The organism is Pseudomonas sp. WS 5059 (genome assembly GCF_012985525.1).
GTDB lineage: Bacteria > Pseudomonadota > Gammaproteobacteria > Pseudomonadales > Pseudomonadaceae > Aquipseudomonas.
Map to the genome: position 1 here is coordinate 25,133 of NZ_JAAQWO010000009.1, position 17,257 is coordinate 42,389.

The following is a 17,257-nucleotide window of genomic DNA, read 5'->3' on the forward strand; positions in this document are numbered from 1 at the left end:
ATGTTATTTCGCATAGCGAAACTAACGTTGATCGCACTAACAAGAACATTGCAGCAGGAGTACATGTGGCTAATCCTGATCAACCCGTGGTCTACCTCGACGTCCAGGACAATGGCGTTGCCGTGGTGCGCATCCATCGCCCCGACGTCAAAAACGCCCTTAACGCCCAGGTGCGGGAGGAACTGGCCGGGCACTTTCGTGCCTTGGCCCGGCGCCGGGATGTGCGCGTCATTGTGCTGACCGGTGGCGAGCAGTTTTTTGTGGCGGGCGCCGACATCAAGGAGTTCGCCAGCGCCAGTCCTATCGAGATGTATCGCCGGCACACCGAGTACCTGTGGGAAGCCATCAGCCGTTGCCCGAAACCGGTGATCGCTGCGGTCAACGGCTTTGCCCTGGGCGGTGGCTGCGAGTTGGCGATGCATTGCGACATGATCGTGGCCGGCGAATCGGCGCGTTTTGCCCAACCTGAGGTCAAGCTCGGCCTGATGCCGGGTGCCGGCGGCACACAACGCCTGGTGCGTGCGGTGGGAAAATTCCAGGCCATGCGTATTGCCCTGACTGGCTGCATGGTCAAGGCCCCCGAAGCCCTGGCCATGGGCATGCTCAGTGAGGTGGTGGCCGACGACCAGACCTTGCCACGAGCCCTGGAGCTGGCGGCGCAGATCGCCGCGCTGCCGCCGCTGGCGGTGGAGCAGATCAAGGAAGTGATGCTTGCGGGCGCCGACCTGCCGCTGGAAAGCGCCCTGGTACTGGAGCGCAAGGCGTTCCAATTGCTGTTCGATTCTGCGGATCAGAAGGAGGGCGCCGCGGCGTTCTTCGAGAAACGCACACCCAACTACCTCGGGGAATAACCATGGCCGATTCGATCAACATCATGGGCCTGGTGGGCACTGGCGTCATGGGCGCCGGCATCGCGCAGATTGCCGCCCAGGCCGGCGTGCGCGTGCGCTTGTTCGACGTCCGCGATGGCGCGGCGCAGGCGGCTCGCGACAGCCTCGACGCGACCTTCGCCAAGCTGGTCGGCAAGGGCAAGCTCACCCAGGCGGCCATGGACAGCGCGTTGCACAACCTGCACGTGGCCACCAGCCTTGACGCCTTGCACGATTGCGACCTGGTGGTTGAGGCCATTGTCGAAAACCTCGATGCCAAGCGTGGCCTGCTGCACCAGTTGGAGGCCATCGTGACGCCGGGGTGCATCCTCGCCAGCAACACCTCATCGCTGTCGGTCACGGCGATTGCCGCGGGTTGCCAGCATCCTGGGCGAGTCGCCGGCCTGCACTTTTTCAACCCGGTGCCGCTGATGCGCGTGGTGGAAGTCATCGACGGCCTGGCCACCGCGCCAGCCGTCGGCGAGGCCTTGCTGGGATTTGTCGCGCGCACCGGCCATCGTGGCGTGCGGGCCAAGGACACTCCAGGTTTTATCGTCAACCACGCCGGCCGTGCCTACGGCACCGAAGCCTTGAAGATGCTGGATGAAGGCATTGCCGAGGGGGGCGATATCGACCGCATCCTGCGCGACGGTGCGGGTTTTCGCATGGGGCCGCTGGAGCTGCTGGACCTCACCGGCCTGGACGTTTCCCACCCGGTCATGGAATCAATCTACAACCAGTTCTACCAGGAGCCGCGCTACAAACCCTCGGCCCTGACCCGGCAGATGCTGGTGGGTGGGCGCCTGGGACGCAAGACCGGCCAGGGTTTCTACCGCTACGAAAATGGCCAGAGGATCGACGGCCCACAGCCGCAGCCGGTGCCAACTGTTACCACGCTGCCACCGGTGTGGATCGCCACGGAAAACCCCGAAGACCACGAACGCCTCAGCACCTTGCTGATCAACCTCGGCGCGCAATTGGAGACGGGCGCGCAGCCGTCGCCCGCTGCGTTGTGCCTGCTGGCACCTTACGGCCGCGATGCGACCGCCACCTGCGAGTGGTTCCACACCGATCCGGCGCGCACCTTGTGCATTGACCTTCTGCCCGACCTGTCGCGCCATCGCACCCTGATGCAAAACCCGCTGACCGCCGCGCCGATGCGCGACGCTGCCCACGCCTTGCTCGCCAGGGATGGCGTGGGAGTGACGGTGATTGGCGACAGTGTTGGCTTTGTGGCTCAGCGTACCTTGGCGATGGTGGTCAACCTGGCCTGCGACATTGCGCAGCAGCGCATCGCCAGCGTCGAGGATATCGATCAGGCGGTACACCTGGGCCTCGGTTACCCCCACGGCCCGCTGGCTTGGGGCGACGCCCTCGGGCCCCGCAGGATTTTGACGATTTTGCAGCGCCTGTGCGAGATCACCCACGACCCACGCTACCGCCCCAGCCCCTGGCTGAGACGCCGTGCGTTGCTGGGGATTTCCTTGCGCCATCCAGAGCCGGCAATCGGCTGACACAGACTTTCAGGAATAAAAACAATGGGTGCATTAACAGGTTTGCGTGTACTGGATTTGAGCCGGGTGTTGGCCGGCCCATGGTGTGGCCAGGTGTTGGCGGACCTCGGCGCGGAAGTGATCAAGATCGAGCGCCCGCAGAGCGGCGATGACACTCGGGGCTGGGGGCCGCCATGGATGAAGACCGACACCGGCGAGTCGTCCGGGCAGGCGTCGTATTACCAGTCCACCAACCGCGGCAAGCTGTCGGTGGCCATCGACCTGGCCAGTACCGAAGGCCAGGAACTGGTACGGGCGCTGGCGGCCAGCTCCGATGTGCTGATCGAAAACTACAAGGCCGGCTCCCTGGCACGCTACGGCCTGGACTACGCGACACTGGCCCAGATCAACCCGCGCCTGGTGTATTGCTCCATCACCGGCTTCGGCCAGACCGGCCCGCGTGCGCAAGAGCCCGGCTACGACTTCATCATCCAGGGCATTGGCGGCCTGATGAGTATTACCGGTGAGCGCGACGACTTGCCGGGCGGCGGCCCGCAAAAAGTCGGCGTGGCATTTTCTGACCTGATGACCGGGCTGTATTCCACCGTGGCGATCCAGGCCGCGCTGCTCAGCCGCGAACGCACCGGCGTCGGCCAGCACATCGATATGGCCCTGCTGGATGTGCAAGTGGCAACCCTGGCCAACCAGAGCATGAACTACCTGGCCTCCGGCAAAGTGCCCCAGCGCTTTGGCAATGCCCACGCCAATATCGTGCCGTACCAGGTGTTTCGCGCCGCCGACCGCGACTTCATCATCGCCTGTGGCAACGACAGCCAATTTATCGCCTTGTGCCACAGCATCGGTCTGCCACACCTGCCGGACGACCCGCGTTTTCGGCGCAATGCCGACCGTGTCGCCCATCGGGCCGAAATCGTCGAGCTGCTGTCGGCGCACTTCCTTGGCCGCACGGCAGATGAGTGGGTCAGCTGCATCCATGCCTCGAAAGTGCCGGTGGGTGCGATCAACAACATCGCGCAATCCCTGGAAGAGCCGCAGGTGATTGCCCGTGGCTTGATGGTGAAGATCCCCCATCCGCAAAACCCCGACTTCGCCATGGTTGGCAGCCCGATCAAGATGTCTGGCACGCCAGTGGAGTACGTGCGACCAGCGCCGATGCTGGGGCAGCATACGGATGAGGTGTTGGCGGGGCGGTTGGGGTTGTCTGGTGAGGAGTTGGGGCAACTGAAGAGTAACGGGGTTATTGAGCAGTTGCCGTGATGGGCGCGCGTTGGGTTGCTACTGAAATATTTTGCTCAACGCGCCCATATCCATGGCTTCATTCATTTTCAAGGGCGCAGAAAAGGTGAAGGGCTCCTTGTAGAGTGACTCGTAGTCCATCTGCACAAATACGTCATTCCTTTGTAGGAACAGGCTCATTTGCAGCAGGCACAAGGGGCCGAACTGGGTGCTTTTAGTCGGCTCCAGAATCACGATGTCGTTTCCCGGCCTTACGGCTGAGCCTTTGGTGGGCCAGCCTTTGGCGAAACATTCAGGATTCAAGCGCGCTTTCTCCAGCACGGCGGGCCAGCGACTGTCCCCCAGCCCATCGAAGTGTTCATCGCCAACGCGAATGCTGAACGCAGTGATGATGCCCGGCCCAATCCCTTCATTGGACAGGTACAGGCCGCTTTTTTGTGCCGTTAAATGCGGAGTGATCATCAGGTAGGGCCGTACGGACAGTCGGTTGTGCTCACGCATCAGGTCCAGTTGCCAGAAGGAAATCGACGCGGCGGCAATCGAGATCACCACGGCTGCCATTGAGAGCAGCGTACCTAAAGATAGCTTGGGTGTTTCCGGTGTCAGGGGAGTGGTGGGGTGGCGCGGTTTGAAAAAGGGATGGTCATGCAGTTTTTTCACGTAGTCCGACTCCTTGTCGAATGGGTAGGTCTTGGTGGGTTAATGTTGGCTGGGATGGTAAAGCAATGAGTCAGGAGGAAATGACATTCCCGTAAATCTCGTAAAGGTTTTTGATGATAGGAAACCCAAAGCAGATGACCAGAAGCCAGAACTGCCAGCGCAGCAGGGTCATGCCCGACTCCAGCTTTGAAATAGCCCCTTGAAATTGACTCGCCTGACTTTCAACCAGTGCGCGTAGCTCCACGCCCTGCTCTCTGATGGACGCGCCTTGGTCTTTGATCACTGCGGTCAGGTCGGTACGTAATGTTGCGATCGAACCCTCAAGATGGGATTCGGTGCGTTCTAAGTCAGCCTTTGATGCGAAATTTTTCACATCGTCCTCCCAAGCATTAACGGCTGCTTTGGCTTTGTTGTTTGGCACGCTGATGGAGGTCAGTGCGTCATATAGGGCAAGCGAGATTTTCATCATGTCTCCTGCGGCTGGCAAGTGACGTAGAACCCCACCGGACGGCAGGTCCTGTCACCGTGAGGGGTGTTGCACTCGATCGACGAGAGCTTCGACGACAGCGCTACCGGCGAAATATTCGACTTAAGCGCTTTGATGATCCAGTCGGACGGTTCCTGCATTTTTGTAGGTTGAGTGAGATGGCTTTGAACAGGCCGTATCGATAAAGCCTGTTGATGCTAAATTTCAATATTTTTTATTTGGTAGTCTAAATGTAAGTATGATGTTTTGTGGTGGTGAGTTATGCGCATATTAAATAGTGGTCAAGGAAGTAGTTTTTGGTTTGTCGTTCTGGTGTTTTTCAGTTTAAATTGTGTATATTTCCATATGGCGGTGATCGTGAAAGCTAAGATGTAAAGAGCGTAAATCAGAATTTCGTAAGCAATAAAATTTAGGTGGTGTAAGTCGACTATGTTTTTTTCAATTTCTATTATTTCTATTTTTAGCTGTCTAGAAAATGCCGGAATGACAGTGCTGGCGATGCTGTAATTCTTGTTCAGTTTTTCGTTATAAATATTTGAGAGTTTTAGCTTGGCATTTTTTGAGTTTGGATTTTCAAAAAAATCACTGAAGCCTATTGCTACTTCGGTGGTTAAACTCATTCCGGAAAGCAACTCTTTGTGTAAGGATCGACACTCGCTGCACGCGAGTCTGATTCCTGCAGATGAGGCGTAATTGATGCGCAGTTTTTCAACGGTTTTAGCAGCGTAATTTCTACCAGTGTTCTGCTCTTCTTTGTTGATGTGTTCTTTGTTTTCGAGTGATTTGTAATAAAGTAATATAGGCCCTAGATCGGTGTGGCTCTCTTTGTACAGGTCAATGATTTTAAGTTGAAGCTTTTGTTCGGGGGCGGTGTCATCTAATAGTATGGAGTGGTCTAGTTGGTTTTTAGCTGTTTTACGTATTTCCGATAAGCTGGAAGAAATTCCACTTAGACAGTATGTTAAAATTAGCGTGGCGATAAACCAGGTTTTTGCGTGCCAGATTTTTTGCAGAAAGTCTTCCATGATAAATGCCTGATTTGAGGTTATCTAATTTTTAATGGGTAAGTGCTGTCGAATCCTCAACTCGCAGGTCACGTTCTTTGTCGCCGACGTCAACCATGACGTAGTCTTTTCGCTCGTATTTTTTGAAGCTATCTTCAGTGGGGAGCGAGTAACGTTTTGATGACATGCGGGCAGCCGGGAGAAGATAATACTATTCTTTTCCACCTGCATAGCATTTTGCCATAACTGCAAGATTTTGACCCCTCCTGGATACGTTGATCCAAATAAGCTCAGGGGTCATGATCCGCGCATTTGCTAGGGCTTGCGGCAAGGAACTCATCCCTAGGGCTCGAGATCGTTCAAAGTGTAGATCTTCTGCGTGTCAACTGACGAAACGAACCCGAAAAGGATCGTTTCGTCGACATCCTAGGGAGGTTTATTGCAGCACTGTTTCTCTCCTCAAATAGTAAATCGCCTCATGCTCGATATGTCTCGCGGTGCCGGACAGGTCTCCCAGCAGCTCGAGAAGCCACCCCAGGTTGCAAATGTGTACCTCGCCCAACTCGTCAGCGCAGATACCAAGTGCGGCACCTATCGCGCTGACTCCCAACTCCGCAGCAAGCGCTGAGTTCTCAGCGCCTCTTTGAAGGGTTTTAAGTCTTTCAGCCTGCTCTTCGGTAGGTACTGCTTTGGGGTTGAGTGCTAGCGTTGAGAACTCTTCCAGCATGCAGGGAAGGAGCGCGTTTATCGACAGTGTTTTCATGGTGTGCGCTCCAGAGAGTTGAGAAAGTCACATAAATCGTTGTGAGCTAATTCACTGAGGAAGGTGATCGCTGAGAAAATAGCGTCCTCTCCATGAATGTCGATTTGTGCTGGATCAGCGCAGCCGTTGTGTCCCAAATTATTTGTGAGTACTTTTGCCAACTGATTGATGGTCAATAATTGGCATTCCAAACGGTAGGGGATCTTGTCTACTTGCTTCATGGGCGCCCTCCGTATGCTTCAGGCGATGCACCATTTCGTTGCTGTTTCAAATCCTCGACAAGTGCCGCGGTGAACCGGTTTTCAAAATCTTCATGCATGCAATCAATACCGTTTGCTTGATCCATGCAGAACAGCTCTCCCATGCGCGCCATGTGGTGAGCATCCGAGTGTTCATCGGTTGTCAGTTTCAACGCCTTGAATGCGGTTTCAGCTGATTTGAGCGTTTGATATGCATCCTCCAAGGCGCTCAACGTCTCATCGGTGATGGAAATGATGGTATTCAGAGGGCTGCTCATTGACCTGCCTCCTGTAGTGCAGGCTTTCTCACGACTTTATGCACCCAGGTGAGTGTCGAGGTGGTATCAGACGCTCCTATTGATTCTTTCCAGGCCTGCTTATTGTCTTCTTCGCAGATGTATGTGGGGTTGTTTGCGTTCTCCCAGGCATCGGTGACAGCCTCCTCCAGTTCCAGACCCAGGCACTGTATTGCGCGCAGATAGCCTTCCATGTGTTGCTGGCGAATCGCACCAGGTGCTTTGGTTATGTCTTCGAGAATCAAGTCGTTGATCAGCACCTCTGTGAGGGCATTTAAGCCCTGAGCGGCAAACATGAGGCGTTCGGCTTTTGGCATGCAAATCATTGGGCACCTGCGCGGCGATTACCAAATTCGACATCGTGGGTCGCTGAGTCCAGTAACGCTTTGCTGGCTTCGATCAGGAAGCGGATCGCATAGATTTCATAAGCGCCCAGTTCACCGTCAATCAGATGGTCAAGCAGGCGTTCAGCGGAGCCCAGTAGGCAGCTTGAAGTGTTCATTGCATCAATAACCGGAGTGCCGGGTTGAACCTGCAGTAAATATTTCCTTTGGTGGACTCCCGAGAACATATGGAAGGGCTGAGCGGTGGTGAGTAATTGCTCACCGGGATTCTGGCTATCTGTAGAACCTTTCATTTCACATCTCCGTCAGTGTCAGGCTGCGAGCGATGTCGAACTAAGGCTGGGCTTGGGCATTGTGACCGTTTCACAGATTTGGCTTCGAGCCAAGCCTGATGCCAAATTTCCTGCTCGCGTTCAGAGCATAGAAATTTTGGTGCTCATGTTCTCTAGGTGTGACCTTGGAAAACTCCTAAAGCTTTGGCAGAAATTGCTTACCAATGGGAATGAAAAATCAGGAGTGAATGCAGGAAATTGCTAACACCTATTTCTTGGAAGGTGAGGCAAAACCAAACAGAGCTTTTTAAACATAATCTTGAGATAAAGGCTTTAACTTTAGTGCGCTCGGCTTATGGATACTGTCCGGATTTACTAAGCTAGAGGCTCTGGAATACAGGCATTACGCGGGAAGTAGGTATCGTTGCCATGATGAGTATTTTTTTGGGGGGGACGTGCCGCAGATAGGTTGTGAATAGGCATTATGGTTTTGAGTAACCATGGGTTAAACATACTAACGGGCCTCATGCGTGATCGTATAAAAGATGACGACGAAGGCCGGTTGTCCAGATCAATGAGATGGGTGTGAAGACTTGAGTCGGCACAGAACGCGCCTAGACTGGCTGTGACCGTGGTTTTCCTCGGTCCGCCTTTTGTTGAGAGTACTGCAGCGATTTTCATGGCGATGGTCTCTAAAGTGAAGAATCAGAGACGACGCGTAGATCAGGCTATGCCTGGATCACCAGCTTGGGTGACCCGATTGAGATATGGCTCCACGACCTGGACTCGAACCAGGGACCCAATGATTAACAGTCATTTGCTCTACCAACTGAGCTATCGCGGAATGCGGCGTATCTTACTGATTGAAAAGGATAAGTCAATCGATTTGTGTGATTTCCAGCAGGATATGCGCGGTTCCTTTGGCACCTTTTATCTGGTGTTTGAGTTCAGCGACTCGCCGTTCATGTTGATCGTGAACCTGGGGAGTGCGTAGCGCATGGCTTATGTGCTGTCGTTGCTGCCACCCAGCATGTCGCTATCTGAACGGGCGCAAACAGCGCGGCTTCCAGGGAATGCTGCCAAACAGAGCCGCCCATACGCTGCCACCAACTGCTCCAACGTAAACGCCAGATTCCGCCCGCTGGGATTGGGCAGCACCCACACCGCAGCATCCCCCAACGTCCGCGGTTGCAGCCCCCACGCCACCTCGCGTTGCCCCGACAACGCGCAATAACCCGCCTTGCCCAGGAACGCCACATAGCGCGGTGCATACTGGCGGATTTTGTTTTCAAAGCCCTCGGCCGCCGCCTTGAATTCATCCTGGGACAGTTGATCGGCCCGCGCCGTTGGCCGTTCCACGACGGTCGTCAGCCCGCAGTGGTACTGCAAGATTGTCCGATCATCCTCGGGCCGAACTTGATGTGGGGTAAACCCGGCCAGGTGCAAGGTGCGCCAGAAGCGGTTGCTGCGTCCGGCAAAATGATGGCCCTGGGCGGCCGCCAGCAGGCCCGGATTGATCCCGCAAAAAATCACGGCCAGCCGCTCGGCCAGGATGTCTTCCAGTCCTTGACTCATGTGGGGGCACCTTGCGCCAGGTTGTCCAGCAACCACTGGCTGAAGCTGCGCGCCAGTGGGTCGTTTTCGCTGTCGCGGTGGGTCAGCAAGGCCCAGTTGGGGCCGCGAATGGTCGCGTCGACCAAAGGTTGCAGCAGGCCGTTGTCCCGCGCGTGCTGGCTCAGTAACTGGCTGACCAGTGCGATGCCCAGGCCACCGCAGGCTGCGTCCAGCAGCAGGCCGGGGTCGGAGAAGTTCAGGCCCTGGTCCTGCTGGCCCACGTCGATCCCGGCTTCCACCGCCCAATGGCTCCAGTCCATTTCCCGCTCGCCATGCAGGGTCGTGCGTTGCTCGTGGGGCAGGGCCAGTACGCTGGGGTGCGCGGCGGGATACAGGCGGTCGGTGTGCAGCACTTTGAAGCTGCACTCGGCCTGGGCGCTGATGTCGTCGCGCACGGCGAGGTCGATGGTCTGGGTGGCCATGTCGGGTACTTCGTCGGTGCTGAACAGCCACAAATCCACGTCCGGGTGGTGTCGGCGGAAGTCGGCCAGGCGCGGCAACAGCCAGTGGCGGGCAAAGGCGGGCGTGGTGTTGAGTACCAGTTGATTGGCCTTGCGGTACTGCCCCAGCCGACGTACGCCCACTGACAACTGTTGCAACAGGGCCTGGGTGGTGCTGAGGAAATCATGGCCGGCATCGGTCAGGGCGACGCTGCGCCCGTTGCGAAAGAACAGCGGCTGTTCCAGGTACGCTTCGAGACTGCGGATCTGTTGGCTGATGGCCGATTGGGTCAGGTGCAGTTCGTTGGCAGCCTTGTGAAAACTGCCCAACCGCGCCGCCGCTTCGAAGCCGCGCAGTGCCCCCAGGGGCGGCCAGTGTTTAAGCATGCTGATAAGTTTCTCTAATCATTTACCTGCAAAATCCATCGTTTGTTTGGCGGTTTGGCCAAACGTAGCATGGATCCCCATAGCGTGTACGTCGTTTTCGGTGAACACAAAGGCTTAACTCAGAAGGGGGTTGTCATGCTGCAGAACGAGATGCCACACAGCGGCTGGAGGATGCCGGCGGAATGGGCCAGGCACGCTGCGACCTGGATGGTCTGGCCCCATAACCAGGCACTCTGGGAGGCGGGATGGCGCGTGACCCTGGCCCAGGTGCAGGCGGATTTTGCGCGGGTCGCCAATGCCATCGCGCGGTTCGAGCCGGTGAAGCTGGTGGTTGACCCTTGTGCACTCGACACGGCCAAAGCCCTGTGCGGCCCCAACATCGAACTGATCGCGCTGGCGGTCAACGACAGTTGGTGCCGCGACTCCGGCCCCAGCTTTATTGGCCACCCGCAATTGGGCCTGGCCGGTGTGAGCTGGCGTTTTAACGCGTGGGGCGGCAAGTCGGCCCACGACCTGGACGAAAGCCTGGCCCGGCGCACCCTCAACCACTTGGGCCTGCCATGCTTTGGCACGCCGTTGAGCAATGAAGGCGGGGCGATTCATGTGGACGGTGAGGGCACGTTGATTACCACCGAGTCGGTGTTGCTCAACCCCAATCGCAACCCGGGCATGGGCAAGGCCGAGATGGAGGCGTTCTTTGCGCGCTGGCTGGGGGTGACAAAAACCATCTGGCTGCCGGGCGATCCGGATTACGTCACCGGGGATATGACCGACGGCCATGTCGATGGTGTGTGCGCCTTTGCCCGCCCCGGCGTGTTGCTGGTGGACGCCACCCACGACCAGGGTTCGGTGTACGCCGAGGTGGCACGGGCAAACCGCCGCGCCCTGGAGTTGGCCACCGATGCCAAGGGCCGCCGGTTCGAGTTGATCGAACTCTTTGAGGCCAGCGAGGCGGTGGATGCCGACGCCGAGGTGTTTTGCGCGTCCTACACCAACTTTTACATCGCCAACGGCGCGATCATCATGCCGGCCTATGGCATTGCGGCCGACCAGGTGGCCGCCGAGGTACTGGCCCAGGCATTCCCGGATCGCGAGGTGGTACCGGTGCGTATCAACCACCTGGCCCATGGCGGCGGCGGCGTGCATTGCATCACCCAGCAGCAGCCGGCCTGGCCGGTGGAGGGCTGATGCCATGACCTTGATGACCATCGCCACCACCCAGATGCCCTGCACCTGGGATTTGCCGCACAACCTTGATCAAGCCGAACGGCTGGTGCGTGAAGCGGCCAGCCAGGGCGCCCAGGTCATTCTGCTGCAAGAACTGTTTGCCACGCCGTATTTCTGCATCGAACAGCAACACAAACACCTGGCCTTGGCTGAGGAGTACCGCCATAGCGCGGTGCTCAAGCGCTTCGCCGCGCTGGCCGGGGAGCTGGGCGTGGTGCTGCCGTTGAGCTGGTTCGAAAAGGCCGGTAACGCCTACTTCAATTCTCTGAGCGTGGCCGATGCCGACGGGCAACTGCTGGGGGTGTATCGCAAGACCCATATTCCCAACGCCATTGGCTATCAGGAGAAGGAGTACTTCAGCCCCGGCGACACCGGCTTCAAGGTCTGGGACACCGCGTTCGGCCGCCTCGGCGTGGGTATCTGCTGGGACCAGTGGTTCCCCGAGACCGCGCGCTGCCTGGCGTTGCTGGGCGCCGAGGTGTTGCTGTTTCCCACCGCCATCGGCTCCGAGCCGGGTTGTGCCAGCCTGGACTCCCGTGATCACTGGCAGATGACCATGCGCGGGCACGCCGCCGCCAATCTGTTGCCGGTGGTGGCGGCCAATCGTGTCGGCCGGGAAGTGGCGACCAGCGACCCGGCCTTGCAGATGGCATTCTACGGCTCGTCGTTTATCTGCAACCACAAAGGCGCACTGCTGGCCGAGGCCGACCGCGCCAGCAGCGGCGTGCTGCTCCAGTGCCTGGACCTGGCGGCCATGGCCGAAGAGCGCCTGACCTGGGGCATCTACCGCGACCGCCGCCCGGACATGTATGGCGGTTTGCTGACCCAGGACGGTCGCCATCTGCATCCACGCTGGCAGACCCAAGGGGTATGACATGAAGCTGATCCACTGCACCCTGGCCCTGAGCATCGTCATCCCGACGGTACAGGCCGACGAAAAGATCCTGCGCCTGTACAACTGGGCCGACTATTTTGCCGAAGACACCCTGGCTCGCTTTACTGCCGAAACCGGGATCCAGGTGATCTACGACGTGATGGATGGCAGCGAGACCCTGGAGGCCAAGCTGATGGCCGGTGGCAGTGGCTATGATCTGATCTTCCCCGGCGATACGGTGGGCGAGCGCTTGATGCGCGCCGGCAGCCTGCAACCGCTGGATCCGGCGAAACTTGCGGCGCTGGAGGATATCGAACCAGGCCTGCAACAACTGCGCAGTCATTACCGCGCGTCAAATCAGGCCACAGTGCCCTACACCTGGGGCACGATTGGCCTGACCTATAACGCCGAGCAAATCCTACAGCGCATGCCGAATGCGCCGGTCAATAGCCTGGACCTGTTGTTCAAGCCGGAACTGGCGCGCCAATTTGCCGATTGCGGCATCTCGCTGATCGACTCGCCCGACGAGGTACTGGCCGTCGCGCTGATTTACCTGGGGCGCGAACCGCGCAGTGCCAAGCCCGAAGACCTGGCCGCGGCCAGCGCCCTGTTGCTCAAGCTGCGGCCATACATCCGCAAGTTCCAGTCGCAGCCGGTGACTGACCTGGTCAATGGCAACCTGTGCCTGTCCCTGGGCTACAGCGGCGACATGACCCAGGCGCAACGGGCGGCGGATGCGGCGGGTAAAAAGGCGCGCTTCCAATACCACATCCCCCGCGAGGGCACGACGGTGTGGATGGACACCATGGCCATCCCCGTGGATGCGCGGCATCCGGAATATGCCTACGCGTTTATCAACTTTGTCATGCGCCCGGAGAACATGGCGGCCATCAGCAATTTCACCGGCTACCCCACGGCCAATGCCAAGGCCCGCGCCAGTGTGGATCCGGCCATGGGCAACAACCCGGACATTTACCCGGACGACGCCACCTTCAAGCGAATGGTGGCCGGCCAGGATATTCCCCAGGCCGATATGCGCGCACGCATGCGGGTTTGGACTAAATTCAAGACGGCCGTCGGTCAATGACGGCACCTACAGAGGTACACATGAGCACACGTCGCCAATTCATCAAACAGGCCGCTGTGGTGGCCAGCCTGGGCGCCGCCGCCTCCATGGGGCTGCCCGTGCAGGCGGCACTCCTGGGCCGCTGGTTCATGCCCGACGAGGGTGAGAAACACCAGCGTGCCTTTATCGCCTTCGGCGCCCAGGAGGCGATTCACCAGGACTTTACCCCCGCTGTGCAGGACGCCCTGGGCCGTATCGCCCGGGCGATTGCCGCGTACGAGCCGGTCACGGTGTTCTGCCGCGAAGAAGAGCGTGAGTTGGCCGAAGAAAAATGCGGCACCCGCAACATCACCTTCGTGCACACCGAACTGGATGACATCTGGATGCGTGACACCGGCGCCAACTTTGTCGTGGATGACAATGGCCAGTTGGGCGCGGTGGACTTCAACTTCAACGGCTGGGGCAACAAGCAGCAGCACGCCGACGATGCCGAACTGGCGGCTCACGTTGCCGAGCTGGCAGGCGCCACCTATATCCGCAGCGAACTGGTGGGCGAGGGCGGTGCCATCGAAGTGGACGGCCACGGCACCGGGATCATGACCGAAAGCAGTTGGATCAATAGCAACCGCAACCCCGGCTGGAGCAAGGCCGACGTCGAGGCCGAACTGAAGAGCCGGCTGGGCTTGCGCAAGATCATCTGGTTGCCGGGCATCAAGGGCAAGGACATTACCGACGCCCATGTCGACTTTTACGCACGCTTTGTCTCGCCGGGCGTGGTCATCGCCAACCTGGACACCGACCCCGAGTCCTACGACCACCAAGTGACCTTGGCCCACCTGGATATTCTCAAGCAGGCCACCGATGCCGATGGCCGGCCGTTGCAAATACACACCGTATCGCCGCCGCTCAACCCGCGCAGCAACCGTTTCAGCCGTGACAATCCGGACTACGCCGCCGGCTACATCAACTACTTCGTGATCAATGGCGCCGTGATCGCCCCGCAGTTTGGCGACAAGGCCGCCGACCGCAAGGCATTCGACCTGTTGTCCCGACTCTATCCGGGACGCAAGGTGGTGCAGCTGGATATCGACGCCATTGCGGCCGGCGGTGGTGGCATTCACTGCGTGACCAGCCATCAGCCTTGGGTTTAGCTTGTGGCCCCGGCCAGGCGCCCGAGGCGCAACCAGCCAATCAACACGGTCGCGATCAGCAAGAAACCCAGGTAGCCAAACAGCGGGTAAACCTGGCCGACCAGGCTGATAAAACCGATCAGGCTGCCGGCAAAGGCCAGTGTGGCAAAGGCCGCCGAACCGACCCGGAATGTACGGGTGCCGGGTGGCAGCAGGCGGGCCGAGAAGGAGTACAAAGTGCCGACGGCGGTATTGAGGATCATCAGGAAGATAATCACCGCCATCAGCAGCCCGAGCGCCGGCGAGACTTCGCTGGCGATGGACAGCATCGGCATCGGCAGATCCGCCACGCTGTCCAGGCGCGACAACAACCCCAGGCTCATGACCAGCATCAGCAGGCCCAATATGGCACCGCCGAGAATTCCGCCCCAGACTGCCTGTTTTTCGCTTTTCGCCGCGCCGCCCATGATTGCCAGGATCGGTACGCCGGCCACAATGTTGTAGGACACGTACAGCAATGCGCCGAGCAGCCAATGGCTGGCGCCGGCACTCTGGCGGGCGGCCAGTTGGTCCAGCTCAGGGAAGCTCAGGCCTCGGGTGGCAACGCCATATAGCGCCACGCCGACTGCCGTGAGGATCAAGAACGGGGTGACCGAGCCGATCAGGCCGATGACCTTGTGCACATCCAGGCACACAATAACGATCACCACCAGGGTGACCGCCACGCTGCCCAGGGTGGCCGGGATGCCGAACTGCTGTTCCAGCAATGCGCCGCCGCCCGCGAGCATCACCACCGTTACCGCAAACATGAAAAAGGTGATCATCAGGTCGACCAGCACCCCCAGGTGCCGCCCGCACAACGCATACACCACATCTTTATGGGAGGTGGCGCGCAGGCGGTTTCCCATGCCCGCCAGCGCCATCCCAAGGAAGGTGAACAATGCCGCGCTGAGCACTGCGCCGAGCAATCCCCATACGCCGAAATCGACGAACATCAGCAACAGTTCCCGACCCGAGGCGAACCCCGCACCAACGATCACGCCGACAAATGCACCGGCAATCTTCAGACTCTCTTTCATGACGACTTCCCTTGAATTGTTTTTGTTAAGGGGCGTGCGAGCTTGCTTGTGAAACACCGCAGGCGTAACGCGCAGTCCTTGAACCAACGCGTTGCCTTGAGGTTTGTGGCGAACTATCAGCGGGTAGGCGGGCCGACCCAGGCCTGGACTTCGATTTCTACATCGACCCCCAGCGCCAGTTGCGTACCACCGACCGTGGAGCGCACCGGGAATCCCTGCTTGAAGTAGCGTGCGTACACCTCGTTGAAACCGGCGAAATGCTGCATATCTGATAGCCACACCGTGGCCTTCACCACCTGGTCAAACCCGGCACCGCATTCGGCCAGGGTTTCGCCGATGCGGCTCATGACGGCTTCGGTTTGCAGTTGGATATCACCGCGTACCACTTCGCCCTTTGGGTCCATGGGTACTTGCCCGGAGAGGTACAGCAGATCGCCCGCCCGAATGGCTTTGGAGAACGGGTAGGGCAGGTGACTGGGATAACGCTGGAGACTTTCTGACATGACAAGGAACCTCGGCAGAGTGAATGATCAGCGCAAGCGGGCCGCAGCCAGGCGCTGTGGTTCTACGCCCTGGCGCCGCAGCGCTTCAGGCAAGGGTTGATCGAGCAATAGGGCGCAGGCCAGTTGCGAGACGCCTGCCGCCGACTGGATGCCATAACCGCCCTGGGCGGCAAGCCAGAAGAAGCCTTCACACTGTTCGTCCCAGCCGACCACCAGGTCGCCATCGGCCACGAATGAGCGCAGGCCGGCCCAGCTGTGGCGTGGCCGCCGAATGCTCAGGGAAGTGGCGGCTTCGATGTGATAAATCCCGGTGGCAACATCCAGCTCTTCGGGCATCACGTCCTGTGGCGGGACCGGGTCGGCGTTGGCCGGTGAGCCCAGCAGTTGGCCGGCGTCGGGTTTGAAGTAAAAGCTTTCATCGATGCCGATAACGGCGGGCCAGCGTGAAAAGTCGACGCCCTCGGGGCCATCGAAGGTGAATGCGGTACGGCGGCACGCTTGCAAGCCGACCGGTGCTACGCCGCATAGCTGTGCAACCTGGTCGGCCCAGGCGCCAGCGGCGTTGACCAGGTTACGTGCGCGCATTTGCCGACCGTCGGCCAATGTCAGCAGCCAGTAACGGCCCTGGCGGGTGGCGCCACTCAACTGCGCGTTGCACTGCAAGACCCCACCGGCACGGCGCATCGCCCGCAGGAAACCCTGGTGTAGCGCATGCACATCCAGGTCACGGGCCTCGGTTTCAAGCATGGCACCGGCGATCGCCTCCGGGCGCAGGCAAGGCACCAGTGACAGCGCCTGTTCGCGATCGATCAGCGACACATTGGCTGCGGTAGCCAAGTGGCTGTCGAAGGTTTTTTTCAGCAATGGCTGCTGTTCGTGATTGGCAACATACAGGCAGCCGCGAGGTTCAAGCAGTGCGTGCTCGGTAAAGTCTGCCGGTGGTTGCTCGTAGAAGGCCCGGCTGGCGCGGGTCAGCGCTTGAATCTGCGGGGTGCCGTAGGTTTCCATGAACATGGCGGCAGAACGGCCAGTGGCGTGATAACCCGGCTGGCTCTCACGCTCGAGCACCACCACACTGGCCTCACTTGCCAGGCGATAGGCCAGTGAAGCCCCTGCAATGCCCCCGCCGATAATGGCGAAATCGAAACAATCGCGGTCCTGCATGCCTGAGTACCTTCTGTGTGCGAATGGGTTTTTCTCGTTTTTGATAATTCTCACATAAGAGAAATGTAGGGTATGAGAATTTCCCAGTC

General features: G+C 58.9%; 21 protein-coding genes and 1 tRNA gene. 7 read left to right on the forward strand and 15 right to left on the reverse strand.

The features are described from left to right. Nucleotides 1-65 precede the first annotated feature (65 nt). From HBO12_RS23935 to HBO12_RS23945, 3 genes are read left to right on the forward strand one after another with little or no spacing between them, the layout of a single operon-like run. Nucleotides 66-851, forward strand: a complete 786-nt coding sequence (locus HBO12_RS23935; RefSeq protein WP_169953344.1) for an enoyl-CoA hydratase-related protein — start codon at nucleotides 66-68, stop codon at nucleotides 849-851. Between the two features lie 2 nt (nucleotides 852-853). After that, nucleotides 854-2,383, forward strand: a complete 1,530-nt coding sequence (locus HBO12_RS23940; protein ID WP_170043405.1) for a 3-hydroxyacyl-CoA dehydrogenase — start codon at nucleotides 854-856, stop codon at nucleotides 2,381-2,383. Nucleotides 2,384-2,407: 24 nt separating this feature from the next. Beyond that, complete coding sequence (locus HBO12_RS23945) at nucleotides 2,408-3,640, forward strand: CaiB/BaiF CoA transferase family protein (protein WP_169953349.1); 1,233 nt, start codon at nucleotides 2,408-2,410, stop codon at nucleotides 3,638-3,640. 18 nt (nucleotides 3,641-3,658) lie between these two features. On the opposite strand, the gene HBO12_RS23950 is transcribed toward HBO12_RS23945, so the two are convergent. The 12 genes from HBO12_RS23950 to HBO12_RS24005 form a co-directional block, all read right to left on the reverse strand. Then, on the reverse strand, nucleotides 3,659-4,279 hold the full coding sequence (locus tag HBO12_RS23950) for a hypothetical protein (RefSeq protein WP_170043406.1): 621 nt from the start codon (nucleotides 4,277-4,279) through the stop codon (nucleotides 3,659-3,661). 70 nt (nucleotides 4,280-4,349) lie between these two features. After that, the gene (locus tag HBO12_RS23955; RefSeq protein ID WP_170043407.1) at nucleotides 4,350-4,745 is read right to left on the reverse strand and encodes a DUF1640 domain-containing protein; all 396 of its coding nucleotides are present in this window, start codon (nucleotides 4,743-4,745) and stop codon (nucleotides 4,350-4,352) included. A gap of 302 nt (nucleotides 4,746-5,047) precedes the next feature. Beyond that, the gene (locus HBO12_RS23960) at nucleotides 5,048-5,791 is read right to left on the reverse strand and encodes a hypothetical protein (protein ID WP_170043408.1); all 744 of its coding nucleotides are present in this window, start codon (nucleotides 5,789-5,791) and stop codon (nucleotides 5,048-5,050) included. A 415-nt stretch (nucleotides 5,792-6,206) separates the two neighbouring features. After that, nucleotides 6,207-6,533 carry a hypothetical protein gene (locus HBO12_RS23965; RefSeq protein WP_170043409.1) on the reverse strand — a complete coding sequence of 109 codons (327 nt, stop codon included), beginning with the start codon at nucleotides 6,531-6,533 and terminating at the stop codon, nucleotides 6,207-6,209. After that, nucleotides 6,530-6,754: a hypothetical protein gene (locus tag HBO12_RS23970; RefSeq protein WP_170043410.1), complete on the reverse strand. Its 225-nt coding sequence runs from the start codon at nucleotides 6,752-6,754 to the stop codon at nucleotides 6,530-6,532. Before HBO12_RS23970 ends, HBO12_RS23965 begins: the two co-directional genes overlap by 4 nt. Continuing rightward, nucleotides 6,751-7,050 (reverse strand): hypothetical protein, encoded by a 300-nt coding sequence (locus HBO12_RS23975; protein WP_170043411.1) that lies wholly within the window; start codon nucleotides 7,048-7,050, stop codon nucleotides 6,751-6,753. The genes HBO12_RS23970 and HBO12_RS23975 overlap by 4 nt, the downstream gene beginning before the upstream one ends. Beyond that, the gene (locus HBO12_RS23980; protein ID WP_170043412.1) at nucleotides 7,047-7,385 is read right to left on the reverse strand and encodes a hypothetical protein; all 339 of its coding nucleotides are present in this window, start codon (nucleotides 7,383-7,385) and stop codon (nucleotides 7,047-7,049) included. The genes HBO12_RS23975 and HBO12_RS23980 overlap by 4 nt, the downstream gene beginning before the upstream one ends. A gap of 5 nt (nucleotides 7,386-7,390) precedes the next feature. Further along, nucleotides 7,391-7,705, reverse strand: coding sequence for a DUF3077 domain-containing protein (locus HBO12_RS23985; RefSeq protein WP_170043413.1), 315 nt, complete (start codon nucleotides 7,703-7,705; stop codon nucleotides 7,391-7,393). Between the two features lie 354 nt (nucleotides 7,706-8,059). Next, nucleotides 8,060-8,365: a ParA family protein gene (locus HBO12_RS23990; RefSeq protein ID WP_178123805.1), complete on the reverse strand. Its 306-nt coding sequence runs from the start codon at nucleotides 8,363-8,365 to the stop codon at nucleotides 8,060-8,062. A gap of 87 nt (nucleotides 8,366-8,452) precedes the next feature. Next, a tRNA-Asn gene (locus HBO12_RS23995) sits at nucleotides 8,453-8,528 on the reverse strand. Between the two features lie 158 nt (nucleotides 8,529-8,686). Further along, nucleotides 8,687-9,259, reverse strand: coding sequence for a G/U mismatch-specific DNA glycosylase (gene mug, locus HBO12_RS24000; RefSeq protein WP_170043414.1), 573 nt, complete (start codon nucleotides 9,257-9,259; stop codon nucleotides 8,687-8,689). Beyond that, entirely contained in the window at nucleotides 9,256-10,125 is an 870-nt protein-coding gene (locus tag HBO12_RS24005) for a LysR substrate-binding domain-containing protein (RefSeq protein WP_169953357.1), read from the reverse strand. Before HBO12_RS24005 ends, mug begins: the two co-directional genes overlap by 4 nt. A gap of 135 nt (nucleotides 10,126-10,260) precedes the next feature. Between HBO12_RS24005 and HBO12_RS24010 the strand changes: the two genes are divergently transcribed. The 4 genes from HBO12_RS24010 to HBO12_RS24025 are packed head-to-tail and all read left to right on the forward strand — an operon-like array spanning nucleotide 10,261 to nucleotide 14,443. Further along, nucleotides 10,261-11,313, forward strand: coding sequence for an agmatine deiminase family protein (locus HBO12_RS24010; RefSeq protein ID WP_170043415.1), 1,053 nt, complete (start codon nucleotides 10,261-10,263; stop codon nucleotides 11,311-11,313). Nucleotides 11,314-11,317: 4 nt separating this feature from the next. Continuing rightward, nucleotides 11,318-12,226: an N-carbamoylputrescine amidase gene (gene aguB / locus HBO12_RS24015; RefSeq protein ID WP_169953361.1), complete on the forward strand. Its 909-nt coding sequence runs from the start codon at nucleotides 11,318-11,320 to the stop codon at nucleotides 12,224-12,226. Between the two features lies 1 nt (nucleotide 12,227). Then, the gene (locus HBO12_RS24020; RefSeq protein ID WP_170043416.1) at nucleotides 12,228-13,313 is read left to right on the forward strand and encodes an extracellular solute-binding protein; all 1,086 of its coding nucleotides are present in this window, start codon (nucleotides 12,228-12,230) and stop codon (nucleotides 13,311-13,313) included. Between the two features lie 20 nt (nucleotides 13,314-13,333). After that, complete coding sequence (locus tag HBO12_RS24025; RefSeq protein WP_170043417.1) at nucleotides 13,334-14,443, forward strand: agmatine deiminase family protein; 1,110 nt, start codon at nucleotides 13,334-13,336, stop codon at nucleotides 14,441-14,443. Here the strand turns inward: HBO12_RS24025 and HBO12_RS24030 are convergent. The 3 genes from HBO12_RS24030 to HBO12_RS24040 form a co-directional block, all read right to left on the reverse strand. Beyond that, nucleotides 14,440-15,501: a YkvI family membrane protein gene (locus HBO12_RS24030; RefSeq protein WP_170043418.1), complete on the reverse strand. Its 1,062-nt coding sequence runs from the start codon at nucleotides 15,499-15,501 to the stop codon at nucleotides 14,440-14,442. The two genes, HBO12_RS24025 and HBO12_RS24030, sit on opposite strands and share 4 nt — an antisense overlap. 116 nt (nucleotides 15,502-15,617) lie before the next feature. Further along, nucleotides 15,618-16,004 (reverse strand): RidA family protein, encoded by a 387-nt coding sequence (locus tag HBO12_RS24035; RefSeq protein ID WP_170043419.1) that lies wholly within the window; start codon nucleotides 16,002-16,004, stop codon nucleotides 15,618-15,620. Between the two features lie 27 nt (nucleotides 16,005-16,031). After that, the gene (locus HBO12_RS24040) at nucleotides 16,032-17,168 is read right to left on the reverse strand and encodes an NAD(P)/FAD-dependent oxidoreductase (protein WP_170043420.1); all 1,137 of its coding nucleotides are present in this window, start codon (nucleotides 17,166-17,168) and stop codon (nucleotides 16,032-16,034) included. Nucleotides 17,169-17,257 lie beyond the last annotated feature (89 nt).

Coding starts and splice junctions, on each gene's coding strand:
- HBO12_RS23975 (WP_170043411.1), bottom strand. CDS start 7,050: ATGAGCAGCCCTCTGAATACCATCATTTCCATCACCGATGAGACGTTG.
- HBO12_RS23945 (WP_169953349.1), top strand. CDS start 2,408: ATGGGTGCATTAACAGGTTTGCGTGTACTGGATTTGAGCCGGGTGTTG.
- mug (WP_170043414.1), bottom strand. CDS start 9,259: ATGAGTCAAGGACTGGAAGACATCCTGGCCGAGCGGCTGGCCGTGATT.
- HBO12_RS23940 (WP_170043405.1), top strand. CDS start 854: ATGGCCGATTCGATCAACATCATGGGCCTGGTGGGCACTGGCGTCATG.
- HBO12_RS23955 (WP_170043407.1), bottom strand. CDS start 4,745: ATGAAAATCTCGCTTGCCCTATATGACGCACTGACCTCCATCAGCGTG.
- HBO12_RS23985 (WP_170043413.1), bottom strand. CDS start 7,705: ATGAAAGGTTCTACAGATAGCCAGAATCCCGGTGAGCAATTACTCACC.
- HBO12_RS24030 (WP_170043418.1), bottom strand. CDS start 15,501: ATGAAAGAGAGTCTGAAGATTGCCGGTGCATTTGTCGGCGTGATCGTT.
- HBO12_RS23960 (WP_170043408.1), bottom strand. CDS start 5,791: ATGGAAGACTTTCTGCAAAAAATCTGGCACGCAAAAACCTGGTTTATC.
- HBO12_RS23965 (WP_170043409.1), bottom strand. CDS start 6,533: ATGAAAACACTGTCGATAAACGCGCTCCTTCCCTGCATGCTGGAAGAG.
- HBO12_RS24010 (WP_170043415.1), top strand. CDS start 10,261: ATGCTGCAGAACGAGATGCCACACAGCGGCTGGAGGATGCCGGCGGAA.
- HBO12_RS24005 (WP_169953357.1), bottom strand. CDS start 10,125: ATGCTTAAACACTGGCCGCCCCTGGGGGCACTGCGCGGCTTCGAAGCG.
- HBO12_RS24035 (WP_170043419.1), bottom strand. CDS start 16,004: ATGTCAGAAAGTCTCCAGCGTTATCCCAGTCACCTGCCCTACCCGTTC.
- HBO12_RS24040 (WP_170043420.1), bottom strand. CDS start 17,168: ATGCAGGACCGCGATTGTTTCGATTTCGCCATTATCGGCGGGGGCATT.
- HBO12_RS23970 (WP_170043410.1), bottom strand. CDS start 6,754: ATGAAGCAAGTAGACAAGATCCCCTACCGTTTGGAATGCCAATTATTG.
- HBO12_RS23990 (WP_178123805.1), bottom strand. CDS start 8,365: ATGAAAATCGCTGCAGTACTCTCAACAAAAGGCGGACCGAGGAAAACC.
- aguB (WP_169953361.1), top strand. CDS start 11,318: ATGACCTTGATGACCATCGCCACCACCCAGATGCCCTGCACCTGGGAT.
- HBO12_RS24020 (WP_170043416.1), top strand. CDS start 12,228: ATGAAGCTGATCCACTGCACCCTGGCCCTGAGCATCGTCATCCCGACG.
- HBO12_RS24025 (WP_170043417.1), top strand. CDS start 13,334: ATGAGCACACGTCGCCAATTCATCAAACAGGCCGCTGTGGTGGCCAGC.
- HBO12_RS23980 (WP_170043412.1), bottom strand. CDS start 7,385: ATGCCAAAAGCCGAACGCCTCATGTTTGCCGCTCAGGGCTTAAATGCC.